General features: G+C 57.4%; 27 protein-coding genes. 12 read left to right on the forward strand and 15 right to left on the reverse strand.

Annotation, left to right across the window (positions count from 1 at the left end; genetic code table 11):
- Nucleotides 1-114: 114 nt before the first annotated feature.
- The 4 genes from ACR3EG_RS14960 to ACR3EG_RS14975 are packed head-to-tail and all read left to right on the forward strand — an operon-like array spanning nt 115 to nt 4,677.
- Nucleotides 115-774, forward strand: coding sequence for an ABC transporter ATP-binding protein (locus tag ACR3EG_RS14960; protein WP_170352393.1), 660 nt, complete (start codon nt 115-117; stop codon nt 772-774).
- On the forward strand, nt 752-2,326 hold the full coding sequence (locus ACR3EG_RS14965) for a KpsE/RkpR family capsule polysaccharide export protein (RefSeq protein WP_480496800.1): 1,575 nt from the start codon (nt 752-754) through the stop codon (nt 2,324-2,326). Before ACR3EG_RS14960 ends, ACR3EG_RS14965 begins: the two co-directional genes overlap by 23 nt.
- Before the next feature lie 5 nt (nt 2,327-2,331).
- Nucleotides 2,332-3,165: a 3-deoxy-8-phosphooctulonate synthase gene (kdsA, locus tag ACR3EG_RS14970; protein WP_480496799.1), complete on the forward strand. Its 834-nt coding sequence runs from the start codon at nt 2,332-2,334 to the stop codon at nt 3,163-3,165.
- Nucleotides 3,166-3,180: 15 nt separating this feature from the next.
- Nucleotides 3,181-4,677 carry a phosphomannomutase/phosphoglucomutase gene (locus ACR3EG_RS14975; RefSeq protein WP_209194960.1) on the forward strand — a complete coding sequence of 499 codons (1,497 nt, stop codon included), beginning with the start codon at nt 3,181-3,183 and terminating at the stop codon, nt 4,675-4,677.
- A 35-nt stretch (nt 4,678-4,712) separates the two neighbouring features.
- Here ACR3EG_RS14975 and ACR3EG_RS14980 read toward each other — a convergent pair whose 3' ends face one another.
- Complete coding sequence (locus ACR3EG_RS14980) at nt 4,713-6,668, reverse strand: AsmA family protein (protein ID WP_480496798.1); 1,956 nt, start codon at nt 6,666-6,668, stop codon at nt 4,713-4,715.
- Between the two features lie 95 nt (nt 6,669-6,763).
- Between ACR3EG_RS14980 and rimO the strand changes: the two genes are divergently transcribed.
- The gene (gene rimO, locus ACR3EG_RS14985; protein ID WP_480496797.1) at nt 6,764-8,152 is read left to right on the forward strand and encodes a 30S ribosomal protein S12 methylthiotransferase RimO; all 1,389 of its coding nucleotides are present in this window, start codon (nt 6,764-6,766) and stop codon (nt 8,150-8,152) included.
- A 104-nt stretch (nt 8,153-8,256) separates the two neighbouring features.
- Nucleotides 8,257-8,610 (forward strand): hypothetical protein, encoded by a 354-nt coding sequence (locus ACR3EG_RS14990; RefSeq protein ID WP_480496796.1) that lies wholly within the window; start codon nt 8,257-8,259, stop codon nt 8,608-8,610.
- Between the two features lie 6 nt (nt 8,611-8,616).
- On the opposite strand, the gene ACR3EG_RS14995 is transcribed toward ACR3EG_RS14990, so the two are convergent.
- Entirely contained in the window at nt 8,617-8,973 is a 357-nt protein-coding gene (locus tag ACR3EG_RS14995; protein WP_480496795.1) for a diacylglycerol kinase, read from the reverse strand.
- A 125-nt stretch (nt 8,974-9,098) separates the two neighbouring features.
- A complete protein-coding gene (locus ACR3EG_RS15000) occupies nt 9,099-9,287 on the reverse strand; it encodes a hypothetical protein (RefSeq protein ID WP_170352385.1) in 189 nt (62 codons plus the stop codon).
- A 216-nt stretch (nt 9,288-9,503) separates the two neighbouring features.
- On the opposite strand from ACR3EG_RS15000, the gene ACR3EG_RS15005 reads away from it, so the two are divergent.
- Nucleotides 9,504-9,746, forward strand: coding sequence for a CDGSH iron-sulfur domain-containing protein (locus ACR3EG_RS15005; protein WP_170753318.1), 243 nt, complete (start codon nt 9,504-9,506; stop codon nt 9,744-9,746).
- Here the strand turns inward: ACR3EG_RS15005 and ACR3EG_RS15010 are convergent.
- The 5 genes from ACR3EG_RS15010 to ACR3EG_RS15030 form a co-directional block, all read right to left on the reverse strand.
- Nucleotides 9,743-10,000 carry a DUF6455 family protein gene (locus ACR3EG_RS15010; protein WP_170352383.1) on the reverse strand — a complete coding sequence of 86 codons (258 nt, stop codon included), beginning with the start codon at nt 9,998-10,000 and terminating at the stop codon, nt 9,743-9,745. The genes ACR3EG_RS15005 and ACR3EG_RS15010 overlap by 4 nt on opposite strands.
- Nucleotides 10,000-10,272 (reverse strand): DUF6455 family protein, encoded by a 273-nt coding sequence (locus ACR3EG_RS15015; RefSeq protein WP_480501783.1) that lies wholly within the window; start codon nt 10,270-10,272, stop codon nt 10,000-10,002. The genes ACR3EG_RS15010 and ACR3EG_RS15015 overlap by 1 nt, the downstream gene beginning before the upstream one ends.
- A complete protein-coding gene (locus tag ACR3EG_RS15020; protein WP_480496794.1) occupies nt 10,260-10,535 on the reverse strand; it encodes a DUF6455 family protein in 276 nt (91 codons plus the stop codon). Before ACR3EG_RS15020 ends, ACR3EG_RS15015 begins: the two co-directional genes overlap by 13 nt.
- Nucleotides 10,536-10,603: 68 nt before the next feature.
- Nucleotides 10,604-10,972 carry a YigZ family protein gene (locus ACR3EG_RS15025; RefSeq protein WP_209194954.1) on the reverse strand — a complete coding sequence of 123 codons (369 nt, stop codon included), beginning with the start codon at nt 10,970-10,972 and terminating at the stop codon, nt 10,604-10,606.
- The gene (locus ACR3EG_RS15030; protein WP_480496793.1) at nt 10,969-11,676 is read right to left on the reverse strand and encodes a M48 family metallopeptidase; all 708 of its coding nucleotides are present in this window, start codon (nt 11,674-11,676) and stop codon (nt 10,969-10,971) included. Before ACR3EG_RS15030 ends, ACR3EG_RS15025 begins: the two co-directional genes overlap by 4 nt.
- Before the next feature lie 123 nt (nt 11,677-11,799).
- Between ACR3EG_RS15030 and ACR3EG_RS15035 the strand changes: the two genes are divergently transcribed.
- Nucleotides 11,800-12,048 (forward strand): hypothetical protein, encoded by a 249-nt coding sequence (locus ACR3EG_RS15035; protein WP_170352379.1) that lies wholly within the window; start codon nt 11,800-11,802, stop codon nt 12,046-12,048.
- Here ACR3EG_RS15035 and ACR3EG_RS15040 read toward each other — a convergent pair.
- A complete protein-coding gene (locus ACR3EG_RS15040; RefSeq protein ID WP_480496792.1) occupies nt 12,036-12,311 on the reverse strand; it encodes a DUF167 domain-containing protein in 276 nt (91 codons plus the stop codon). The two genes, ACR3EG_RS15035 and ACR3EG_RS15040, sit on opposite strands and share 13 nt — an antisense overlap.
- Before the next feature lie 136 nt (nt 12,312-12,447).
- On the opposite strand from ACR3EG_RS15040, the gene ACR3EG_RS15045 reads away from it, so the two are divergent.
- Nucleotides 12,448-13,026 (forward strand): nitroreductase family protein, encoded by a 579-nt coding sequence (locus ACR3EG_RS15045; RefSeq protein ID WP_480496791.1) that lies wholly within the window; start codon nt 12,448-12,450, stop codon nt 13,024-13,026.
- Entirely contained in the window at nt 13,026-13,721 is a 696-nt protein-coding gene (locus ACR3EG_RS15050) for an EI24 domain-containing protein (protein ID WP_480496959.1), read from the forward strand. The genes ACR3EG_RS15045 and ACR3EG_RS15050 overlap by 1 nt, the downstream gene beginning before the upstream one ends.
- 3 nt (nt 13,722-13,724) lie before the next feature.
- On the opposite strand, the gene ACR3EG_RS15055 is transcribed toward ACR3EG_RS15050, so the two are convergent.
- Both ACR3EG_RS15055 and mce read right to left on the reverse strand, forming a co-directional pair.
- Entirely contained in the window at nt 13,725-14,000 is a 276-nt protein-coding gene (locus tag ACR3EG_RS15055; protein WP_170352376.1) for a DUF1467 family protein, read from the reverse strand.
- A gap of 16 nt (nt 14,001-14,016) precedes the next feature.
- Nucleotides 14,017-14,421 carry a methylmalonyl-CoA epimerase gene (gene mce, locus ACR3EG_RS15060; RefSeq protein WP_170352375.1) on the reverse strand — a complete coding sequence of 135 codons (405 nt, stop codon included), beginning with the start codon at nt 14,419-14,421 and terminating at the stop codon, nt 14,017-14,019.
- Nucleotides 14,422-14,558: 137 nt separating this feature from the next.
- On the opposite strand from mce, the gene ACR3EG_RS15065 reads away from it, so the two are divergent.
- Nucleotides 14,559-15,275: a response regulator gene (locus ACR3EG_RS15065; RefSeq protein WP_480496790.1), complete on the forward strand. Its 717-nt coding sequence runs from the start codon at nt 14,559-14,561 to the stop codon at nt 15,273-15,275.
- Between the two features lies 1 nt (nt 15,276).
- A complete protein-coding gene (locus ACR3EG_RS15070; protein ID WP_480501785.1) occupies nt 15,277-15,411 on the forward strand; it encodes a hypothetical protein in 135 nt (44 codons plus the stop codon).
- A 47-nt stretch (nt 15,412-15,458) separates the two neighbouring features.
- Here the strand turns inward: ACR3EG_RS15070 and aspS are convergent, their stop codons facing one another.
- From aspS to ACR3EG_RS15090, 4 genes are all read right to left on the reverse strand, one after another.
- Nucleotides 15,459-17,234, reverse strand: a complete 1,776-nt coding sequence (aspS, locus tag ACR3EG_RS15075) for an aspartate--tRNA ligase (protein WP_480496789.1) — start codon at nt 17,232-17,234, stop codon at nt 15,459-15,461.
- A gap of 79 nt (nt 17,235-17,313) precedes the next feature.
- Nucleotides 17,314-17,985, reverse strand: coding sequence for a CPBP family intramembrane glutamic endopeptidase (locus ACR3EG_RS15080; protein ID WP_480496788.1), 672 nt, complete (start codon nt 17,983-17,985; stop codon nt 17,314-17,316).
- On the reverse strand, nt 17,982-18,629 hold the full coding sequence (locus ACR3EG_RS15085; protein ID WP_480496787.1) for an aminotransferase class IV family protein: 648 nt from the start codon (nt 18,627-18,629) through the stop codon (nt 17,982-17,984). The genes ACR3EG_RS15080 and ACR3EG_RS15085 overlap by 4 nt, the downstream gene beginning before the upstream one ends.
- Nucleotides 18,584-19,711 (reverse strand): aminodeoxychorismate synthase component I, encoded by a 1,128-nt coding sequence (locus tag ACR3EG_RS15090; protein ID WP_480496958.1) that lies wholly within the window; start codon nt 19,709-19,711, stop codon nt 18,584-18,586. The genes ACR3EG_RS15085 and ACR3EG_RS15090 overlap by 46 nt, the downstream gene beginning before the upstream one ends.
- Between the last annotated feature and the right edge of the window lie 79 nt (nt 19,712-19,790).

Below are 19,790 nucleotides of genomic sequence, written 5' to 3' on the forward strand. Positions count from 1 at the left end.
ATGCAAGCGAACGCATTGATCCCCCCCCTCATTTTTCGACATAATGCAGCACGCGTGAACGCGGCATCACCGGCTTGGTCGGTGCAATAAAAAGACATATGTAGCAGGCCCAGTATGCTTGAGTTTGAGAACGTCAGTAAGTCTTTCTGGACCGGGACGCGCCGCAAGGTGATCCTGGACCGGGTGTCGTTCCGGGTTGAGCTTGGGAAATCTCTGGGCGTGCTTGCCCCGAACGGCACCGGCAAAACAACACTGATCAACATGATGGCCGGGTTAGAGAAACCGGATGAAGGCGTGATCCGCAAATCCTGCCGGATTTCGTTTCCGATGGGGTTCACCGGTGGCGTTGCGAACAAGCTTTCGGCATTGGAAAACGCGCGATATATCGCGAAAATCTATGGCATGGATCCCGACTACGTCGAAGCCTATTGTAAATGGCTGTGCAATCTGGGCGAGTATTTTGATCAGCCAATGGCCACGTATTCATCAGGCATGAAGGCCCGTTTCACCTTTGCCTTGATGCTGGCACTTGATTTCGACATGTATCTGATTGACGAAGGCATGCCCGCCACCACGGATGTCGAGTTCAACAGGAAAGCCGGTGACATTCTGAGGGAAAGGTTGCGCACGACCACATTGGTCATCGTATCCCACAGCCCTGCAGTGCTGGAAAAATTCGCCCGTCAGGCTGCCGTTCTCGTGGACGGTCAGCTTTACATGTTTGACACCTTGGAAGAGGCTAAGCAGCTATATGACTACCAAACCCAAGGCTAGCATCTACAACCTGCGCCGCAAACGCAAAGGCTCTGGCGACCCTGAAGCGCGCGCTGAGGCGATATCGCGTATTCGCAAGGCAACGCAGGCTCCGGCCGCCGCAAACGAGTCGCAGACTGCTACTGAAATCGACGAGATCAAACGCGAAGGGCTGACCGGACGGCAGCTTAGGGTGGCACGACGTCTTGCTCAGAAAAACGGGCTAGCCGCGACCTCGGATTATGATGCTGTACGCCTTTTGCGGAAAAAAGGTATCGACCCGTTTGAACGGGCTAACCTTTTAGATCTGGCCGCTGAAAAGAAACACACTGAGGGTGAGGCCAAGGACAAAATCACCATCCAACTGCCACAAACGTTTTCTGAAGCCGCTCAAACCCTGCCTGGCCCCGAAATGAACCCGGCAGAGCGTCGCGAGATTGAGATCAAGGAGATCCAAAGGGACATTGCCCGCAGACGCAGGCGCAAGCTGCTGGCATTGTTCGCGCGACTCGCTGCGTTTGTTCTGCTTCCGACGCTAATCGTGGGCATCTATTTCTATCGCTACGCGACCCCAATGTATGCCAGCGATTCGGCTTTCTCGATTCTTCAGGCCGATGGCGGAGGCGCATCGTTCCGTGGGTTTTTGGCCGGTACGCAATATGCCACAGCGCAGGACTCGGTGGCGACGCAGGAGTTCCTGGAATCCAAAGATGCCCTTCTTCGGTTGGATCGGGACATGGGCTTCGCCGACATCTTCAAACAGGAGTGGATTGATCCAATTCAGCGCCTGTCGCCTGATGCCAGTCTGGAAGAAACCTACAAGCTGTTCAAACGGATGATAACGATCGGATATGACCCAAGCGACGGGATCATACGGATGGAGGTTGCCGCCCCATCGGCCGAGCTTGCCGTCGGTCTGTCCGAGCGCTTGTTGTCCTATGCTGAAGAAACGATCAACGGACTGACCGAGTTGAAACGCGAAGACCAGATGCGCGAGGCCCGCGCCGGATTCGAGTTGGCCCAGGCCGAGCGCCGAAAAGCGCAGGAAGACTTGATCGAGTTGCAGTTGCAAGGTGCTTTGCTGGACCCTGAAAACGTGATCGCTGGTCTGCGCGGGCGCATCAACGCGCTGGAAACCGAGATTCAAGACAAAGAACTGCAATTGGCTGCTTTGCTGGACAACCTGCGGCCCAACCAAGCCAAGGTCGATGGCGCGCGTGCAGATATCCGTCGTCTTGAACAAGTCCTGGATGAGCTTAATGCACAGATGCTGGATGTCTCGGCAGGCGAAAATTCGCTTGCCCAGCTTAGCGTGCGCCTTCAAATGGCTCAGGCCGACTTGATTGCCCGGGATATGATGCTGCAAAACGCCATGCAGCAAATGGAAACCACCCGGACCGAGGCAAACCGTAAGGTTAGATATCTGACAGTCTCGGTTAATCCTGTGCCCAGTCAGGACCCCACTTACCCGCGCAAATTCGAAAATACGATTTTGGCATTCCTGTTGTTTGCTGGTATCTACCTGTTGATCTCGCTTACCGCGTCGGTCCTTCGTGAACAGGTATCCTCGTAAAACACATGAAACATGTAAAAATCTCCGATCTCACGGTCGGCAATGATCTGCCTCTGACAATCATTGCCGGCCCCTGCCAGCTTGAAAGCGCCGATCATGCCCAAATGATCGCCGGTAAAATGAAAGAGGCGTGCGATGCCGCGGGCGCGCAATACGTGTTCAAGGGCTCGTTCGACAAGGCCAACCGCACCTCGATAAATGCCGCCCCTGCATTGGGGTTGGAAAAGGGGTTGTCCGTTCTGCAATCGGTCAAGGACAGCATCGGGGTGCCAGTTACCACCGATGTACATGAGAAAGAACAATGCGCCCCAGTGGCCGAGGTGTGCGATATCCTTCAGATCCCTGCGTTTCTGTGTCGCCAGACTGCCTTGCTTAAGGCGGCAGGCGCAACAGGCGCGGTGGTGAACGTCAAGAAAGGACAGTTCCTGGCCCCTTGGGACATGCAAAATGTTGCTGCCAAGATCGAAAGCACCGACAACCACAACATCATGTTGACCGAGCGTGGCGTCAGCTTTGGCTACAACCGTCTGGTGGTCGATATGCAATCGCTACCGGAAATGGCGCGAACCGGGTATCCGGTAATCATGGACGCCACACACACTGTGGCTCAACCCGGCGGTTTGGGCGGCGCATCCGGTGGCCAGCGCGAATTTGCGCCTGTTATGGCGCGTTCGGCCGTTGCTGTTGGCGTTGCTGGCGTCTTTATGGAAACGCATCAGGATCCCGACAATGCGCCATGTGATGGCCCGAATATGATTTACCTGGATCAGATGCCTCAACTGATTGATACATTGATGCGATTTGATACGCTTGCCAAAGCCAATCCGATTCAGATTTAACAACCGAGATTCTTGATGACCAAACCACTCCCCGAGGTGACCCCGAACACCTGGACATTTCTTCGCGACGCGATGATCAAGCCAACGGGTTTTCGTGAATACGACGCGCGTTGGAAATACCCCGAAGAGATCAACTTGCCGGGCATGACAGCGCTGGGTCTGGGTCTAGGAACACAGATGCGTCGCCGCGGAATCGCGCCGGTGATCGCGGTTGGCAACGACTATCGAGACTACTCTCTTGCGATTAAGAACGCGCTGATCCTGGGGCTGATGCAGGCGGGGATACAGGTCAAGGATATCGGCCCGGCACTTAGCCCGATGGCTTACTTCGCGCAGTTCCATCTGGATGTGCCTGCGGTTGCGATGGTCACGGCCAGCCACAACCCGAACGGCTGGACAGGGGTCAAAATGGGGTTTGAGCGTCCGTTGACCCATGGTCCCGATGAAATGTCCGAGCTGCGCGACATTGTTCTGAACGGCGAAGGTCAGCCGCACGAAGGCGGTTCGTATGAATTTGTCGACGGGGTGAAAGAGGCGTATATCGACGATCTGGTCGGCGATTTCAAAATGTCCCGCCCGCTGAAAGTCGTCTGCGCGACGGGCAATGGAACGGCGTCGGCCTTCGCACCCGAGGTCTTTGAACGGATGGGGGTCGAGGTTGTGCCCAGTCATAACAGGCTGGATTATACTTTCCCCAACTACAACCCCAACCCCGAAGCCATGGAGATGTTGCACGACATGGCCGACAGCGTGAAATCAAGCGGTGCCGACATGGCGCTGGGGTTTGACGGTGATGGCGATCGTTGCGGCGTTGTCGATGACGAGGGCGAGGAAATTTTTGCCGACAAGGTCGGTGTGATCATGGCTCGCGATCTGGCCAAGCTGTACCCGAATTCAACCTTTGTGGCCGACGTGAAATCCACCGGCCTGTTTGCCAGTGACCCCGAGTTGCAGGCCCACGGCGTCAAAGCGGATTACTGGAAGACGGGCCACAGCCATATGAAACGGCGGGTTAAGGAAATCAATGCGCTAGCTGGTTTCGAAAAGTCGGGCCACTACTTCCTGGCTGAACCCATCGGGCGTGGTTATGACTGCGGGATGCGCGTAGCGGTTGAGATCTGCAAGCTCATGGATCGAAACCCCGACAAAAGCATGTCTGATCTACGCAAGGCCCTCCCCAAGACTTGGTCGACCCCGACCATGTCACCCTACGCAGCGGATACCGAAAAATACGACATCCTAAAGCGTCTGGTCGACAAGCTGGTCGCCAAATCCGAAGCTGGCGAGACTTTCGCAGGGCGCAACATAAAAGAGGTGGTCACTGTCAACGGAGCCCGTGTCATTCTGGACAATGGCAGCTGGGGATTGGTTCGCGCATCGTCCAACACGCCCAATCTGGTTGTCGTATGCGAAAGCAGCGAAAGCGAAGAAGAGATGCGTGCGATTTTCGCTGATATCGACGCCGTTATTCGAACGGAACCTGGCGTCGGCGACTACGACCAAACCATCTGAACCGGCATGGGGTGCACTTTGCGCCCCCTGCCCTCTCAATCTGCGCCCAAGAGTTTCAATAACCCTTTTGCGGCCTCTTCCTGCAGCTTGTTTTTTACCGCATCTTCGATGCTTTCCGTGTCGGTCACCGCAACTCCAAGCTCATCGCCAACCTTTTCCAGAACTTTTTGCTTGGCATCATCCTCCAACTCTTTGACTTTGCCCTCTGCTGCCGCTTCAAGCACTTTGCTTAGGTCAGGTTGGATCGATGGATTGCTCCAGGGGCCGACAATGCGGACGGGTACCGAAAGCCCCTGACCTGCGTTAGCCCGCAATGCTGTAGGGGTGAAAAGATAATCAATGTCACGCGCGCCAATGCCCACACGCCCCTCACCATCCGCACGGAAATTCTTGAGTGACATCAACAAGTCGTCGTTCCTAAGCACGCCTTGATCCAAGGTGAAACTTGCTGAAAGGCTGTTGAAGACGGTTGTCCCACCCGTTTCCGAGCTGCGTCCCATCAGACGGTCCAGATCAAATCCGCTGATGACCCCGGCACCAACATCCAGCCGCCCATCGCCGCTGAGCGACCGCATGATCTGATCTTCGGTTTGGCCAACACCGAGGAACTTGAACGAACCTGTCCCAGTCCCTGACAGGCGATCGACACCCGCAAGCGCAGTCAAAGCCTGTTCGATGTCGATGCCCTCGGCCTTGAGGTCACCGCCGACCGACAATCCGCTTCGGTTATTGGCCACGACCTGCCCGGTCAACTGACCCGAAAACAAGCTGGCCGGATTCATCTGCAGAACTGCGCGCGACCGATCAAGGTTCAGCGTCAGATCGCTGGGGCCCAGGGTCAGTCCCGGAACTGCAATCGAGCTGGCCTTCAGCCGAATTTTCCCGTTCGCCAGTGCCAAAGCCGATGCGTCGATAGGATCGGTGGACCACCCTTTGTCGTTAACCGGACCTGTGCTTGTTCCGCCTGACGGGCCTGCCGGGGCCGTGTTATATTTCGACAGGTCCAAGTCACCAGCGTCCAGCCGCGCCGTGATTTGTGGAGGATCCGAGATCAGAATATCCGCCTCGCCGGTCACTCGGTTTTCGTCCAGTTGAGCAATCATATCGCGAACAGAAATGCGACCATCCTGCGTGTAAGTCATATGCCCCGATATGTCTGCCGCCGTCCCCAACCCCAGTGGTACGCCAACGCCAGCTTGACCGAAGGCTGCCAGCATCCGCTCGGTGTTTTGCGTTCTGACGTGGAAATTGCCGTCCATCTCACCAGCGAGGTTAACGCGGCCCTCAAATCGCACGTCTCCGCCAGGAGCAGTCAACGTCACGGTCAAAGGCGTCGCGACACCCGAAGCATAGGTGGGAAGGTCAGGAATCGTCAGATCGACGTCCACAGCGCCACCCGGCACCTTCATTTGGGCTTCGAGGGTCATAGGTGCACTTGGGTCCGGCCAACTTGCGGCCAGATCGACATTGTCGAAATCATACCGAGTGGAACCATTCTCGACATAGACAAGCCGCGCGTTCGTTAACTGCAGACGGTCCAATGTCACCGCGCCTTGCTGCCCTTGCGCTGGGGTCGCTGCTGCGCTGGTGGTGCCCTCAGTCGGGGTTGCCGAAGTGAACTCCCAGTTCCCGCGCCCATCCGACAATTCCAGCCGCAGTGTCGGGTTTTCGGCAATGATCCGTTTGATCCGCAAATCGCCCCCCATCAGCGCCGCCGCGTCAACGCCCACGGCCAGGCTTTGGGCGCTCAGCATCGGATCGGAGCCTGCCCAAGGCGCGTTGCCAAAGGCAACGGGGCCGGTTTCCATTCCCAAGACAGGCCAGAACGATAAACGGACATCGCCCGACAGGTTCAGATCGCGCCCGGTTTCCGCTTTGACCTGCTCAGCCAGTATGGATGCCAACTTGTCACCTGGCATCAGTAGCAAAGCGCCCATTACCAGCCCAAGCACCGCTATAAAAAGGAAAACAATGCGCAACAGCCATTTCATTTTTCTGCTCTCCGCCCTTCGGCTTGTTTGGAAATGATCATTCTTGGCCTTCAGTGCATTTGCAAGGGGAAGCGTTCCCCACTATATGCCGCGCCATGAGTACAAACCCGCCGAACCTCCGCCCCGACCTGGCGCCTGCCGCCCGGATCACCGAAGCGCCCCGCGCGAACCAGCCGACCATTGGTATGGTGTCGCTGGGTTGCCCCAAGGCTTTGGTGGACAGTGAACGCATCCTGACCCGTCTGCGGGCGGAAGGGTACGGTATTTCTCCGGACTATTCAGGGGCGGATGCCGTGATCGTGAACACCTGCGGGTTCCTTGACAGCGCCAAAGCAGAATCACTGGACGCAATCGGAGAAGCTCTGGTCGAAAACGGCAAGGTTATCGTCACGGGCTGTCTGGGGGCCGAGCCGGATTACATCCGCGAGCATCATCCGCGCATCATGGCCGTCACCGGGCCACATCAGTATGAACAGGTGCTGGACGCCGTGCATCAGGCGGTCCCACCGGATCCCGATCCGTTCGTAGACCTGCTGCCCGCCGCCAGCGTGCAATTGACCCCGCGCCATTACAGCTATCTGAAAATATCCGAGGGCTGTAACCACAAGTGCAAGTTCTGCATTATCCCCGACATGCGCGGTAAGCTGGCCAGCCGCCCGGCCCATGCGGTGCTGCGCGAGGCCGAAAAGCTGGTCGACAATGGCGTGCGCGAGCTGCTGGTGATCTCTCAGGACACGTCGGCCTATGGGTTGGACCGCAAATATGACGTGAACCCGTGGAAAGATCGCGAGGTCCGCAGCCACATCACCGATCTGGCGCGCGAGTTGGGGCAGCTCGATGCGTGGGTACGCCTGCATTACGTCTATCCCTACCCGCATGTGCGGGAGCTGATCCCGCTGATGGCGGATGCAGGCTGTAACGTGCTGCCTTATCTGGATATTCCATTCCAACACGCCCATCCGGACGTTCTGAAACGTATGGCACGCCCGGCGGCGGCTGCCAAAACGCTGGACGAGATCGCCGCATGGCGCGCCACCTGTCCCGACATCACCCTGCGTTCGACCTTTATCGTCGGCTATCCCGGTGAGACCGATGCCGAGTTCCAGACTTTGCTGGATTGGATGGACGAGGCGCAGCTGGATCGCGTTGGCTGCTTTCAGTACGAAAACGTGGACGGGGCGCGCTCGAACGATCTGCCTGATCATGTTCCGGCCGAGGTCAAACAGGACCGCTGGGAACGCTTCATGGAAAAGGCGCAGGCGATATCCGAGGCAAAGCTGGCCGCAAAGGTCGGACAAACGCTGGACGTGATCGTGGATGAGGTCGATGACGAGGCCGCCACCTGCCGCACCAAGGCCGACGCGCCCGAGATCGATGGCAATTTGTTCATTGACGAAGAGTTCGCGGATCTCGAACCCGGCGATATTGTCTCGGTCGAAGTGGATGAAGCGGGGGAATACGATCTCTGGGGCAAACTGGCCTGATCGGTCACTGATTATAGTCGAAGCGTGAGCCGAGTTTATTGGAGATCAACCACTCGGCGCCCCACATAGACATGAGACCTCAACACGCAAGAAGGAGGGTTATCATGACTAAACTACGTCCCTTCGCGGCGAAATTAGCAGTGGCGGTGCTTGCCACTCAACTGATTGCGGCCCCTGCCGCCGCTGACTACCGACATGGCAGTTCGGCCAAAGTTACGCTTTCCGGGGTGAAATCCTTCGGCATTTCGCATCGCGGAAAAGCGCGGGTACATCGGCATTTTATCGCGCCGAAAGTGCATAAACCTGCTGCAAAAGCGAAATTACATCACGCGAAACCGGTAAAAAAGCACCACCGATCGTCGTTCAAGCGGCACAAAAAGAAATACTATACGCCGCGACGCCATGGGTTTCGGCATCATAAATTCCATCGCGGGTTTGCAAGATATCGAATCAAATAGCTCGCGTCAGATCAGTGTGATCAGGCCAATGACCCATACAACCCCGGCGGCAACGGCTGTCAGCGCAACCGCCGCGCTGGCGGCGTCCTTGGCTTGACCAGCCAATATGCTGTGGTCGGTGGATGTGTGATCTACAGCCCGTTCGATCGCCGTGTTGAACAGTTCGGCGACCATAACCAATATGCCCAGCACGATGATTAGCGCGCGCAGACTGCCTGTAAGAGGCAAAGCAACCGCAAGCCCAGCGGAAATGAGATTAGCCCAGCCCCAAACACGAAACGAATACTCGTCGCGCCACGTGGCGGCCAGTCCTTGCCAACTCCAGACTGTGCGGTGTTTTAATCGGATCAGAAAGTTTCTCATGCGCCCTCTGCATAACAGTAGAGCGGACAAAACCTCAATCCGGGGGATGCAGGCAAGAAAAAACCGCCCAAAGGGCGGCACGTTTCTGGAAACGGGCGACCCCGCGAAGGTCGCCCGCGATATGGTTATTGTGCGACGGGGTCACAAACTGTCTGACCTGCTTCGGTCGTTGCCAGCTGAGTACCCGCAGGGCAGCTTGGGTTTCCAACCTTGTCGTATTCAGGAGTGATATAAACCGGTGCCGGTTCTTCCTGTTGCGAACACGCGCCCAAGATCAATGCAAACGCGCCAACTGTAGCGAATTTCAATTTCATGTCCGTCATTCCTTTATTAATTTCCTGATATTCCCCAGAAATTCGGGGCCAGTCTCAAAATACGACTTCGCTGGCAAATTTGCAACAAATCCGATCACAAAAATGTGAGGCCAGCAATTCTACGCCGTTGTGGCGGAAGTTCCGACCGTTGCTAGAGTTTCAGAGGATTTGAACTAGAACCATCGGACAACACACGCCAAGAAAAGGATCAGCCAAATGTCAGATGCGCCAATTATCGCTCAGAAAGCCCCATACCCGGTCGAGGTGACCGAGGGCAAAAACTACTTCTGGTGTGCGTGCGGGCAGTCCAAGCGCCAACCGTTCTGCGATGGGTCTCACAAGGGAAGCGGTATTGAGCCAGTAAAATACACCGCGGAAAGCACCAAGAAGGTGTTTTTTTGCGGATGCAAACACAGCGCTAATCCGCCGCTTTGCGACGGATCCCATTCAAAGCTCTAAGCCTTCAAGGCGTTCAAAGTCTCGGCATTGGCGCAAAAGCCGGGGGCCTTGTCGGCCCCTGCTTGCTGGTCCGCAAGCCATCCGGCGCATTGACCGCTGCATTTCGAGGCCCTGCATCGCGTCACCATTGTCGCGTAGTCATCTGCACTGAGCCTGCCCTCTGCCATTGCCTCGGACAGCGATAGGTCGATACATCTGGCCATAGACCGCGTAAGCCAGAAATGCATCTCCACTTCGCCTAGAACGTCCCGCATTATTGGGTCTCCTGCATTTGCTGCACCTTTAGTTCTGCAAACCGCTCTCGGTTTGGGCAGATCTGCGGCGCGCATACCGCATTTTGGGCATCAGACAGCCAGTCTGAGCATCGTTCGGCCCAATTGCACCCCTGACAGGATCTCACCATTGTTGCCCAATCCTGCTGACTAAGACGCCCTTGTCGGTGAGCCGAAGTCACATCTGTGCCTGTCGCCTTTCCCATACGCAGTACCAGCCGCAGATGAGACATAACGTTCCCTAGTTTTTGCATGACATAGCCACCGACGAGACCAGTTGAGAAAACAGATCCTTATTGCGGCAATATTCTGGTGCCGACGGCGATGTAGCGTCTTGCTCCATTAGGGTTTTGCAATGTCCGGGATTTCCGCATTCCGTGCAGCGCAGCACCGCCTCTGATATCTGATCGATCGACACATCCCCCCGGATCGCCGCATCTTCAAGGTCGATACCGACCCGCGTTGCCATTCGATCAACCAGACTTGCGTGCTGCTTCAACGTTTCTCGGCTGGGCATTCGGCATCCTTTCCCTGATACGTTTTGATCAGAGTATCCGAAAGCTGCTGCGACGCCCTTGACTCAGGTCAACACTCTGCAACGATCTGGTCCAGATAGGCTCGTGTTGCATCCTGAACGCGGCGGAACCGGTCTCCGCCCAGTTTTTTACCACCATACCAACGCGTTACGATGATAACGTGCCCGTCCAGAGCCGCACGTTCCATCATCCGCAGAATAACCATGGCAGCCCCGGCTTCACCGTCATCCGCCTTTAACGCACCCGTCGGCAGTGTCGCAGCCCAAGTGTTGTGCGTTGCCTTGGCATAACTCTTATCCGCTTTCAGCGTCTTCAGAACGGCTTCCACATCGGCCCGCGATGCGACCGGAGCACCCGACACGGCGTATTTTGATCCCCGGTCAGTCAGAACCACCCCCAAGCATTTCAACCCGGTCATTGCGTCAACCCAAGCTGGCGCGCTGTATCCACCACAACCTGAACCCGTTTTGCATTGGGCGGATGAGTGCTTAGAAAACTGTCTTCGGGGTCTAGAATGCGATCGAAGTACTTGGCCCCGACAAGTGGGTTATAACCTGCCTTGTAAGTGATAACGGTACCAAGCGCGTCGGCCTCAAGCTCGAAGTCCTTGATATAGACTTGCGCCCCAACCTGAGCACCTAGCTTCTGCGCCTCTTCCACATCTGCACCTTGCGCCCCGCCAAGCCGGGCCAGCTCACCAAAAATGGCAGCACTTTCGCGGGCATTCACTGATTGCCGGGGAATATGCCGCAGGATGTGATGGGCGGCCTCATGCCCCATAACAAAGGCCAATTCATCCGCATTCTCAGCCGACTGAATCATGGCCCTTGTAAAGATGATTACCGGCTGATCCTTATCGTCCAGCGTTTGAAAGGCATTTGCGGGGGCTTTGGGGTTCAGGTCAACAACAATGGTAAAGTCGCAATTCCTGACACCTTCCCGTTTCAGGCATTCACTGCGAGCCTGTCGGCCCACCCTCCGGCTGATCTCCTGAAAAGCGGTTGCCTGAACCGCAAAACCGGCAGAATCCTGTTGCCAGTCTTCAACGGGTTGAACACGCAGGGTATCGGCTGTGCAAGCTGCCAACACCACAGGTAAAATCAAAGCAATCAGACGGCGCATTCATCATCCCTTTAAACGGTCCTGCCGCTTTTTTCGACCATAGCGCGCCCAGAATAAGACCGCCACTGGTTGAATGCGTTTGAACGGGTTGCAATGGCGTTAAACGCCCGGCAATCTGATCACATGTTTTCGATTGAGCATGAATTCGACTCGACAGTGATTACTCTGGTGGACGAGGGCCAAAAGCCTTTGCAAGAGGACGTAATCATCAACAATTTTGCCGAATGCGTCACGCTGGAACAACTGGATCCACGGACCGACACAGTGCAGAAAATCACACTATCGCCCGAGCAGGTTCGCGATCTGGCTGCTGCCCTTGACCTGCCCGAGGGGGTTTACCAGATCCACGAAACACCGGATCAAGGGTCATAGACAAACAGCTTGTCCCGCGATGTCTGCCCCCGCCTTAGTGTCAGTGAAGTCGCCGGAACGCCTAACGCAATCGCAAGAACCCGGCGCACTGCGTCGTTGGCCTTACCTTCGGCGGGTGGGGCGGTGACGTAAACGCGAATTAAACCGCCATCAAGCGCGATACGGTCCAAGGCAGCTTTGGGTGTTACCTTTACATTGATCTCAGCCCCCGGAAGAGCAATCCCGGTTAAATCCGGCACGTTTCGCATTTTTGGCTTTGCCATACGGATCTCCTGTCCCCAAACACTCTTGCACCCTATGGCGTGGGATGGAAATGATCCTCACAGTCCAGCCGTTTGCTCTTGAAACCTGCCAGATGGTCAACCAGATACAATCTGCCTATGTGAAGGAAGTTAACATATGTCCTTGAAGAACCCGGCCGCCCTTGAGTTTCTGCAAACGCGCCGGTCCCGGCCCGCAAAGACGCTGGTCGCCCCTGCCCCGACCCGAGAAGAGCTGTTGCCTTTGCTGACAGCCGCCGCTCGCAGCCCCGATCACGGCAAGCTGGAACCGTGGCGGTTTATTGTGATCGAGAAAGGCGCGATGCCCAGGCTTTCTGCCCTGACACAGACCTGCGGCGAGCGTTTGGGCAAAACTCCAGAAGATATCAATAAGACCCGCAGCCAATTCGACATGGGTCAGTTAGCTGTCGCCGTGGTTGAGGTCCAAAAACCGTCTGACAAGGTGCCTTCTATCGAGCAGACGTATTCGGCAGGCACGGTTTGCCTTGGCTTGCTAAACGCGGCTTTGGCGGCCGGTTGGGGGGCAAACTGGCTGTCTGGCTGGCAATCGCATGACCCCGAGTTCTGTCGCGAAGCTTTGGGGCTAAAGGACAATGAACGGATCGCAGGCTTTGTCCACATCGCCACAGAATCTGTCACACCGCCTGAACGCCCTCGACCCGACGTGGCCGCGCTGACCGAATGGGTGTCCGAATGATGATACTCAACGCGTTCTTCGCGGCGCTTGGTCAGATCGGCGACCCGAAGTTCCGCTCGGTCCTTTTGCGCGGTGTCGGGTTAACGATCATTCTTCTGATCGCGGGCTGCGCAGCGGCGATTTGGTTGATTAACTGGTTGGCCAGCAGTGAAATCTCGTTGCCTTGGATCGGTACAGTCTCGTGGCTGAACGACGTGCTGAACTATTCGGGCATCTTTGTCATTCTGGTGTTGCCGGTATTCTTGATGATGCCCGTCGCCTCGGCCATCATTTCGATGTTTCTCGAAGAGGTCGCGCAGGCGGTCGAAGACAAGCATTATCCCACGCTGCCCGCCGTACCCGGCATCCCGTTTAGCGACGGTGTCCGAGATGCGCTCAGCTTTATGGGCGTGCTGATTGCGGCCAACCTTCTGGCGTTGATCCTGTATGTGATCTTCACGCCTTTGGCTCCGTTTATCTTTTGGGCCATGAATGGCTTCTTGCTCGGGCGGGAATATTTCACTCTGGCCGCAATGCGCCGGATCGGGCGCGAAGAAGCGCGGAAGCTGCGCGCAAAACACACGTCAACTATTTGGCTTGCCGGCACACTGATGGCCATCCCGCTGTCAGTACCGCTAGTGAACCTTGTGATTCCGATCATCGGTGCGGCTACATTCACCCACATCTATCACAAGCTGTCAGGGCCGACGCCCTGACAGTTATCCCCTGGGTTCCAACTGGTTCAGCCAGTCGAAATCGCGGACCGAGATCACGCCGGAAACGATGATCCCGGCGATAATCGCCCACAGCACCACGGAAATCCCGGTGGTGATCCACATCTTCTTTTTCATGTGGTGGACTTCCGGCGCGCCTGCGTGGGTACCCGGCACGATCTCGTTCAGATCCCCCTGCGTCTTGATACGGATCGGCAGCACGATCAGCAACGTCATGAACCAGATGACGGCAAACAGGACGAGTGCAGCAGTAATGGTCATGACATCCTCGCTTTGGTTAAACCTGTTCTAGCTCGACCAGACAGCCGTTAAAGTCCTTGGGGTGCAGAAACAGCACCGGCTTGCCATGCGCCCCGATCTTGGGCTCGCCCGATCCTAGCACACGCGCGCCAGTTTCTTTCAGATGATCACGGGCGGCGATGATATCCTCGACCTCATAGCAGACATGGTGGATGCCGCCAGCGGGGTTCTTTTCCAGAAATCCGTTGATCGGGCTGTCATCGCCCAGCGGATACAGCAGTTCGATCTTGGTGTTTGGCAGTTCGATGAACACAACGGTCACCCCGTGATCGGGCTCGTCCTGCGGTGCACCGACTTTGGCGCCCAGCGCGTTGCGGTACTGCGCCGATGCGGCCTCCAGGTCAGGCACGGCGATGGCGACGTGGTTCAGACGACCAATCATGGAACTCTCCTCTGTTCTCTGCGTTGCAGCGGTTATGGGGCGTGTCCGGGCAAAGAACAAGTGCGCCAAATTGCCGTTAACGTCGTGTTAGCCAGAAGTTCCTAGCCTGAAGGCATCTGCTGAATAGGAGTTCTGCCATGGACGATTCGAACCCCTTCACCTCGCCCGCGCAGCCAACGGCGACGCGGCCGCTGCTGGGTCAAACGATTTTGGTTGTCGAAGACAGCCGCTATGCCTGCGATGCGATACGCCTGATGTGTTTGCACTCTGGCGCGCGTATTCGACGCGCAGATTGCTTGAAATCGGCCCGCAGACACCTGCAGATTTATCGCCCCTCGGTAATTCTGGTCGATATGGGCCTGCCTGACGGGTCCGGCGCTGATTTGATCGCAGAACTAACCGAAGCTGTGCCGCGGATCGGTGCCATTCTGGGTATGTCCGGGGATGACTACGCAAAGAAGGATGCGCAAACCGCAGGGGCCGATGGGTTTCTGGCCAAACCCCTAAAATCCCTTTCCTATTTTCAAAAGTCGATTTTAGAGCGTCTGCCCGCGGACCGCCGCCCTCACAGTCTGCACGCTGTCCGGGACGAAGTTATACACCCGGACCCAATGGCTTATCAGGACGATATGGCCCATATCGCTGATGTTCTTGCCGGGCCGAACGATCACCGCAGTTTGGACTATGCGGCGCAGTTCTTGCGTGGCGTTGCACGCGATGCCGAAGACACGATTCTGGCTGAAGCTGCCAGCAAACTTGCTGAGTCACGCGCGAGTGGCACTCCGGTAACGGCACTTGCGGCTCAGGTTGTCGGCATTGTTCAGGCCCGACTTGAACAGCGCGAGGCTATCTGAGATGGCAACCGCCTATTTTGTAACCGCAGGTTTGGTCTGCCTGTGGGCTTATTGCCAGACAAGACTTGCAGCACGCAATATTAGGGCAGCCCGCAACGAGGTCAGCGATCCGCTGGAAAAGACCGGACGGATGTAGCTTGGCGTACAGAAAAAACCCGCCGCAAAGGATGCGACGGGTTTTTGTTATTCCTGCGGGATGATCCTCAGACCCAGTTCCATCAACTGATCCGAGCTTGGATCGGACGGAGCGTCCATCATCAAGTCTTCGGCGCGCTGGTTCATCGGGAACATCATGACTTCGCGGATGTTGGCTTCATCCGCCAGCAACATCACGATCCGGTCGATACCTGCAGCACAGCCACCGTGCGGCGGCGCGCCATAGTGGAACGCGTTGAACAGCGCACCAAAGCGGGATTTCACCTCATCCGCGCCATAACCGGCCAGTTCAAAGGCTTTCAACATAATCTCGGGCTTGTGGTTCCGGATCGCACCCGAGACCAGCTCATACCCGTTACAGGCCAGATCGTACTGATAGCCGCGCACGTCCAGAGGGTTGCCGTTCAGCGCCTCCATCCCGCCCTGCGGCATCGAGAACGGGTTGTGTTCAAAATCAATCGCGCCGGTTTCTTCGTCTTGTTCATAGATCGGAAAATCGACGATCCAGGCAAAGGCAAAGCGGTCTTTTTCGGTCAGACCCAACTCATCACCGATCACGTCACGCGCTTTACCGGCAACCTTTTCAAAGGCTTTCGGCTTGCCGCCCAGGAAGAACGCCGCATCGCCGACACCCAGACCCAGCTGCTGACGGATCGCTTCTGTGCGTTCGGGGCCGATGTTCTTGGCCAGCGGACCTGCAGCCTCCATCCCTTCGCCCTGATCACGCCAGAAGATGTAACCCATCCCCGGCAGGCCCTCTTTCTGGGCAAACGCGTTCATGCGGTCACAGAATTTCCGGCTGCCACCAGTCGGCGCCGGGATGGCGCGGATTTCGGTGCCGTCCTGCTCCAACAGCTTCGCGAAAATCGCGAAGCCAGACCCGCGGAAGTGGTCGGAGACCACTTGCATTTTAATAGGGTTCCGCAGGTCGGGCTTGTCGCTGCCATACCACAGCGCCGCGTCCTTGTAGGAGATCTGCGGCCAGTCCTGATCGACCTTGCGGCCGCCACCGAATTCCTCGAACACACCGGTCAGAACAGGCTGGATCGTGTCGAACACGTCCTGCTGCTCGACAAAGGACATCTCAAGGTCCAGCTGGTAGAAATCGGTGGGCGAACGGTCAGCGCGCGGGTCTTCATCGCGGAAGCACGGCGCGATCTGGAAATACTTGTCAAAGCCCGACACCATGATCAGCTGTTTGAACTGCTGCGGGGCCTGCGGCAACGCATAGAACTTGCCCGGATGCAGGCGCGAAGGCACCAGAAAATCACGCGCGCCCTCTGGGGACGAGGCGGTGATGATCGGCGTCTGATACTCGCGGAACCCCTGATCCCACATACGTTTGCGCATCGAAGAAACAACGTCCGAGCGCAGGGTCATATTCTGCTGCATGGCCTCGCGGCGCAGGTCCAGATAGCGATAGCGCAGGCGGGTTTCCTCAGGGTATTCCTGATCACCGAAGACCATCAACGGCAGTTCGTCGGCCGCGCCCAGCACTTCCAGCTCGCGCACGTAGACCTCGACTTCGCCTGTGGGCAGTTTCGGGTTCACCAGTTCCGGGTCGCGCGCTTTGACTGTGCCGTCGATACGGATACACCATTCGGAGCGTACTTTTTCCAGCTCGGCAAAGGCGGCGCTGTCTCCGTCGCACAGAACTTGGGTCACGCCAAAGTGATCGCGCAGGTCGATGAACAGCACGCCACCGTGGTCGCGGACCCGATGCACCCAGCCAGACAGGCGGACGGTTTCACCGACATTGGCGGCGGTCAGAGCGGCGCAGGTGTGGCTGCGATAGGCGTGCATGGATCATATCCCTTCGGGCGCAGAATTCGTCGCGCCGATACACCCCGTCAGGCCGCGAAAGTCAAGGCAGGTATCCCGTTCAAAACGGCCTTTGCACGTTGCCCGAGTAGAAATAGATGCCCAGACCGACCGCAAAGATGATGTTCCCCGCAATAGCGTGCAACAGCACCGCGTAGAAAAACGAACCTCGCTTGCGGTAGGCCCAGGTAAAGATCAGCCCACCGCCAAAAGTCATGATGGCGACGATCCAGCTCCAGTACATCAGATGGGCCAATGAAAACAGGGACGCATTCAGAAGGTAAAAGGCGCGGCCATCTGGCAGGATCGCATGGTATCTGCGGCAAAACAGAACGCGGAACAGCAGCTCTTGCGGTAGGGCCGAGAGCAACGGGTAGAGAGTCCAGATGACAATCAGAAACTCGGGCCGATTGCGCAGCAGGAAGAATGCGGCCTCGGAGCGAGTCAACATCACAAGGGCTGAACAAAAGATCGTCATCGCCACCGTGAAAACGGCAACCTCGGCCCACGACCAGTTGCGCCAGTTGTACCGCAGCTCGGCCCAGGCAAAGCCCGGCGTGATGTGCAGTAGCACGATGCCCAGTGCAGTGAAACTGAACAGCGCCGGAAACATCCAGTTGGGAGGAAAGAACACCGCGATCAGCACGGGCACCGCAACAAAGAACAGAGCAAACTCAACCCAAAGCCGCGTGGTTTGTGGAGCTGTTTCTGCCCAGTCGCTCTGATTGCTCACTCTGACACCAATTCAGCCCGGATCAGGCCCCGCAAGGAATTCCCGACAAAAATCTTTTCCGCATTGTGCAGGTCGGTCAAGGTTAGCGCGGCCTGAGTAACTTCTTTATTATCCAGCAATTCTTCGCGCAGGATACCGGGCAGCAATCCGCTGGACGATGCGGGCGTCAGGCGACGACCGTCGGACATGTGCAAAAACAGATTGGTGATCGTGCCCTCGCACAGTTCGTCGCGTTCATTCAGGAACAGCAGTTCGTCAATCCCCGACGGCAGCGCCGCGCGGGCAGTATCATATAAAGCGCGTTGTGTGGTCTTATGCTGCAACCACATATCCGAGGCCCGCAGAAGCTGATCCGCTATTGCCACCCGCCAGAGTGGCGGGTTCTCGGCCAGTGCGCCGGTCGTCACCTCTACAGCGCCCGCTGTGTCCAGCGTCAGGCGACAGCGCAGAGGGGATGGACCCGTGACGCCTTCCAATGCGGCAATCGCTCGGTCCCGATCAAACGGCACTCCTAGCGCCGCAGCGGAGCGACCCATGCGGGCCAAATGGCGATCACGGCGCACAAACCCCTGCCCCGGCCGGAAGGCCAGCGTTTCGATCAGGCGGAAGTCAGGATCATCTGGCGGGCGAAGCGGGCTTTCCATAGCGCCTCCTCATATTCGGATGGGGCGGTGCTGTCCCAGACCACGCCGCCGCCCACATTCAGTGTGGCTTTGCCGCCCTCGACCATCAGCGTGCGGATGGCAACGTTAAATTCCGACCGCCCATCCGGCGCGGCCCAGCCGATGGCACCGCAATAGATGTCGCGGGGCCAGGGTTCGAGATCGGACAGAATCTCCATCGCGCGGATTTTGGGCGCACCGGTGATCGAGCCGCAGGGGAAAAGCGCCATCAGAATGTCCGAAAGCTCGGCCCCCAGATGCAGCTGCGCCTGCACCAGCGAGATCATCTGATGCACGGTCGCATAAGTTTCGACCTTGAACAGTTCGGGCACGTTGACCGAACCGGGCAGCGCCACACGGCTGATATCGTTGCGCAGCAGGTCGACGATCATCAGGTTCTCGGCCCGGTTCTTTGCATCGGTCGACAGGAAATCGCGGCGGCGGGCGTCTTCGGCCAAGTCTTCGCTGCGCGGTTGGGTGCCTTTCATCGGGCGCGTTTCGATCAAACGGTCGGCATCGGTACGGAAAAACAGCTCGGGCGAGCGGCTGAGCAAGTCAGGCAACCCGTCCTGCTGTACAAGCGCGCCGTGGCCCACGGGCTGACCCGCCGCCAGCGCGGCATAAAGCGCAGCGCTGGCGCCTTCGAGCATCAGGTCAATCGGAAGGGTCAGGTTTGCCTGATAGATATCGCCCGCGCCGATGGCCTCGTGCACTCGGTTGAAGGCGCGAGTATAACGCGCTTCGTCCCAGCGAGGCGCGAAACCGGTCACTCCGCCCGCAGGCGCAGGCAAGTCGCTTTGGGCTGGCGCGTCAAAGACGCCAAAGCACAGCAATGGCAGGCGACGGCCCTCGGGCATCCGCGCGGACAACCTCGGCTCCAGCGCATAACCAAGCTCATAGCTGGCATAACCGGCCAACCACGCACCATCCGCGCGCGCGGAATCCAGCGCCTCCAACGCGTGGGGCACGTCCTCCGCGCGGTCGGCGCGGATCACCTGCGTGGGCCGGTCAAAAGTGGTCCCTTGCCCGGCCGGGCCCTGATCGAAACGAATACGCACCTGCATCCTCATTTGCCGTGCTGCGCGGTATAGAGAATACGGTGCCGAGGGAAAGAGGGGAAAGCGGCAATTTCACCCCTGTTTC

Source organism: Ruegeria sp. AM7 (genome assembly GCF_056535965.1).

What these genes read in the sequence shown, in the direction of transcription:
- ACR3EG_RS14960 (WP_170352393.1), top strand. Translation starts at nt 115, where the DNA reads ATGCTTGAGTTTGAGAACGTCAGTAAGTCTTTCTGGACCGGGACGCGC.
- ACR3EG_RS14965 (WP_480496800.1), top strand. Translation starts at nt 752, where the DNA reads ATGACTACCAAACCCAAGGCTAGCATCTACAACCTGCGCCGCAAACGC.
- kdsA (WP_480496799.1), top strand. Translation starts at nt 2,332, where the DNA reads ATGAAACATGTAAAAATCTCCGATCTCACGGTCGGCAATGATCTGCCT.
- ACR3EG_RS14975 (WP_209194960.1), top strand. Translation starts at nt 3,181, where the DNA reads ATGACCAAACCACTCCCCGAGGTGACCCCGAACACCTGGACATTTCTT.
- ACR3EG_RS14980 (WP_480496798.1), bottom strand. Translation starts at nt 6,668, where the DNA reads ATGAAATGGCTGTTGCGCATTGTTTTCCTTTTTATAGCGGTGCTTGGG.
- rimO (WP_480496797.1), top strand. Translation starts at nt 6,764, where the DNA reads ATGAGTACAAACCCGCCGAACCTCCGCCCCGACCTGGCGCCTGCCGCC.
- ACR3EG_RS14990 (WP_480496796.1), top strand. Translation starts at nt 8,257, where the DNA reads ATGACTAAACTACGTCCCTTCGCGGCGAAATTAGCAGTGGCGGTGCTT.
- ACR3EG_RS14995 (WP_480496795.1), bottom strand. Translation starts at nt 8,973, where the DNA reads ATGAGAAACTTTCTGATCCGATTAAAACACCGCACAGTCTGGAGTTGG.
- ACR3EG_RS15000 (WP_170352385.1), bottom strand. Translation starts at nt 9,287, where the DNA reads ATGAAATTGAAATTCGCTACAGTTGGCGCGTTTGCATTGATCTTGGGC.
- ACR3EG_RS15005 (WP_170753318.1), top strand. Translation starts at nt 9,504, where the DNA reads ATGTCAGATGCGCCAATTATCGCTCAGAAAGCCCCATACCCGGTCGAG.
- ACR3EG_RS15010 (WP_170352383.1), bottom strand. Translation starts at nt 10,000, where the DNA reads ATGCGGGACGTTCTAGGCGAAGTGGAGATGCATTTCTGGCTTACGCGG.
- ACR3EG_RS15015 (WP_480501783.1), bottom strand. Translation starts at nt 10,272, where the DNA reads ATGCAAAAACTAGGGAACGTTATGTCTCATCTGCGGCTGGTACTGCGT.
- ACR3EG_RS15020 (WP_480496794.1), bottom strand. Translation starts at nt 10,535, where the DNA reads ATGCCCAGCCGAGAAACGTTGAAGCAGCACGCAAGTCTGGTTGATCGA.
- ACR3EG_RS15025 (WP_209194954.1), bottom strand. Translation starts at nt 10,972, where the DNA reads ATGACCGGGTTGAAATGCTTGGGGGTGGTTCTGACTGACCGGGGATCA.
- ACR3EG_RS15030 (WP_480496793.1), bottom strand. Translation starts at nt 11,676, where the DNA reads ATGCGCCGTCTGATTGCTTTGATTTTACCTGTGGTGTTGGCAGCTTGC.
- ACR3EG_RS15035 (WP_170352379.1), top strand. Translation starts at nt 11,800, where the DNA reads ATGTTTTCGATTGAGCATGAATTCGACTCGACAGTGATTACTCTGGTG.
- ACR3EG_RS15040 (WP_480496792.1), bottom strand. Translation starts at nt 12,311, where the DNA reads ATGGCAAAGCCAAAAATGCGAAACGTGCCGGATTTAACCGGGATTGCT.
- ACR3EG_RS15045 (WP_480496791.1), top strand. Translation starts at nt 12,448, where the DNA reads ATGTCCTTGAAGAACCCGGCCGCCCTTGAGTTTCTGCAAACGCGCCGG.
- ACR3EG_RS15050 (WP_480496959.1), top strand. Translation starts at nt 13,026, where the DNA reads ATGATACTCAACGCGTTCTTCGCGGCGCTTGGTCAGATCGGCGACCCG.
- ACR3EG_RS15055 (WP_170352376.1), bottom strand. Translation starts at nt 14,000, where the DNA reads ATGACCATTACTGCTGCACTCGTCCTGTTTGCCGTCATCTGGTTCATG.
- mce (WP_170352375.1), bottom strand. Translation starts at nt 14,421, where the DNA reads ATGATTGGTCGTCTGAACCACGTCGCCATCGCCGTGCCTGACCTGGAG.
- ACR3EG_RS15065 (WP_480496790.1), top strand. Translation starts at nt 14,559, where the DNA reads ATGGACGATTCGAACCCCTTCACCTCGCCCGCGCAGCCAACGGCGACG.
- ACR3EG_RS15070 (WP_480501785.1), top strand. Translation starts at nt 15,277, where the DNA reads ATGGCAACCGCCTATTTTGTAACCGCAGGTTTGGTCTGCCTGTGGGCT.
- aspS (WP_480496789.1), bottom strand. Translation starts at nt 17,234, where the DNA reads ATGCACGCCTATCGCAGCCACACCTGCGCCGCTCTGACCGCCGCCAAT.
- ACR3EG_RS15085 (WP_480496787.1), bottom strand. Translation starts at nt 18,629, where the DNA reads ATGGAAAGCCCGCTTCGCCCGCCAGATGATCCTGACTTCCGCCTGATC.
- ACR3EG_RS15090 (WP_480496958.1), bottom strand. Translation starts at nt 19,711, where the DNA reads ATGCAGGTGCGTATTCGTTTCGATCAGGGCCCGGCCGGGCAAGGGACC.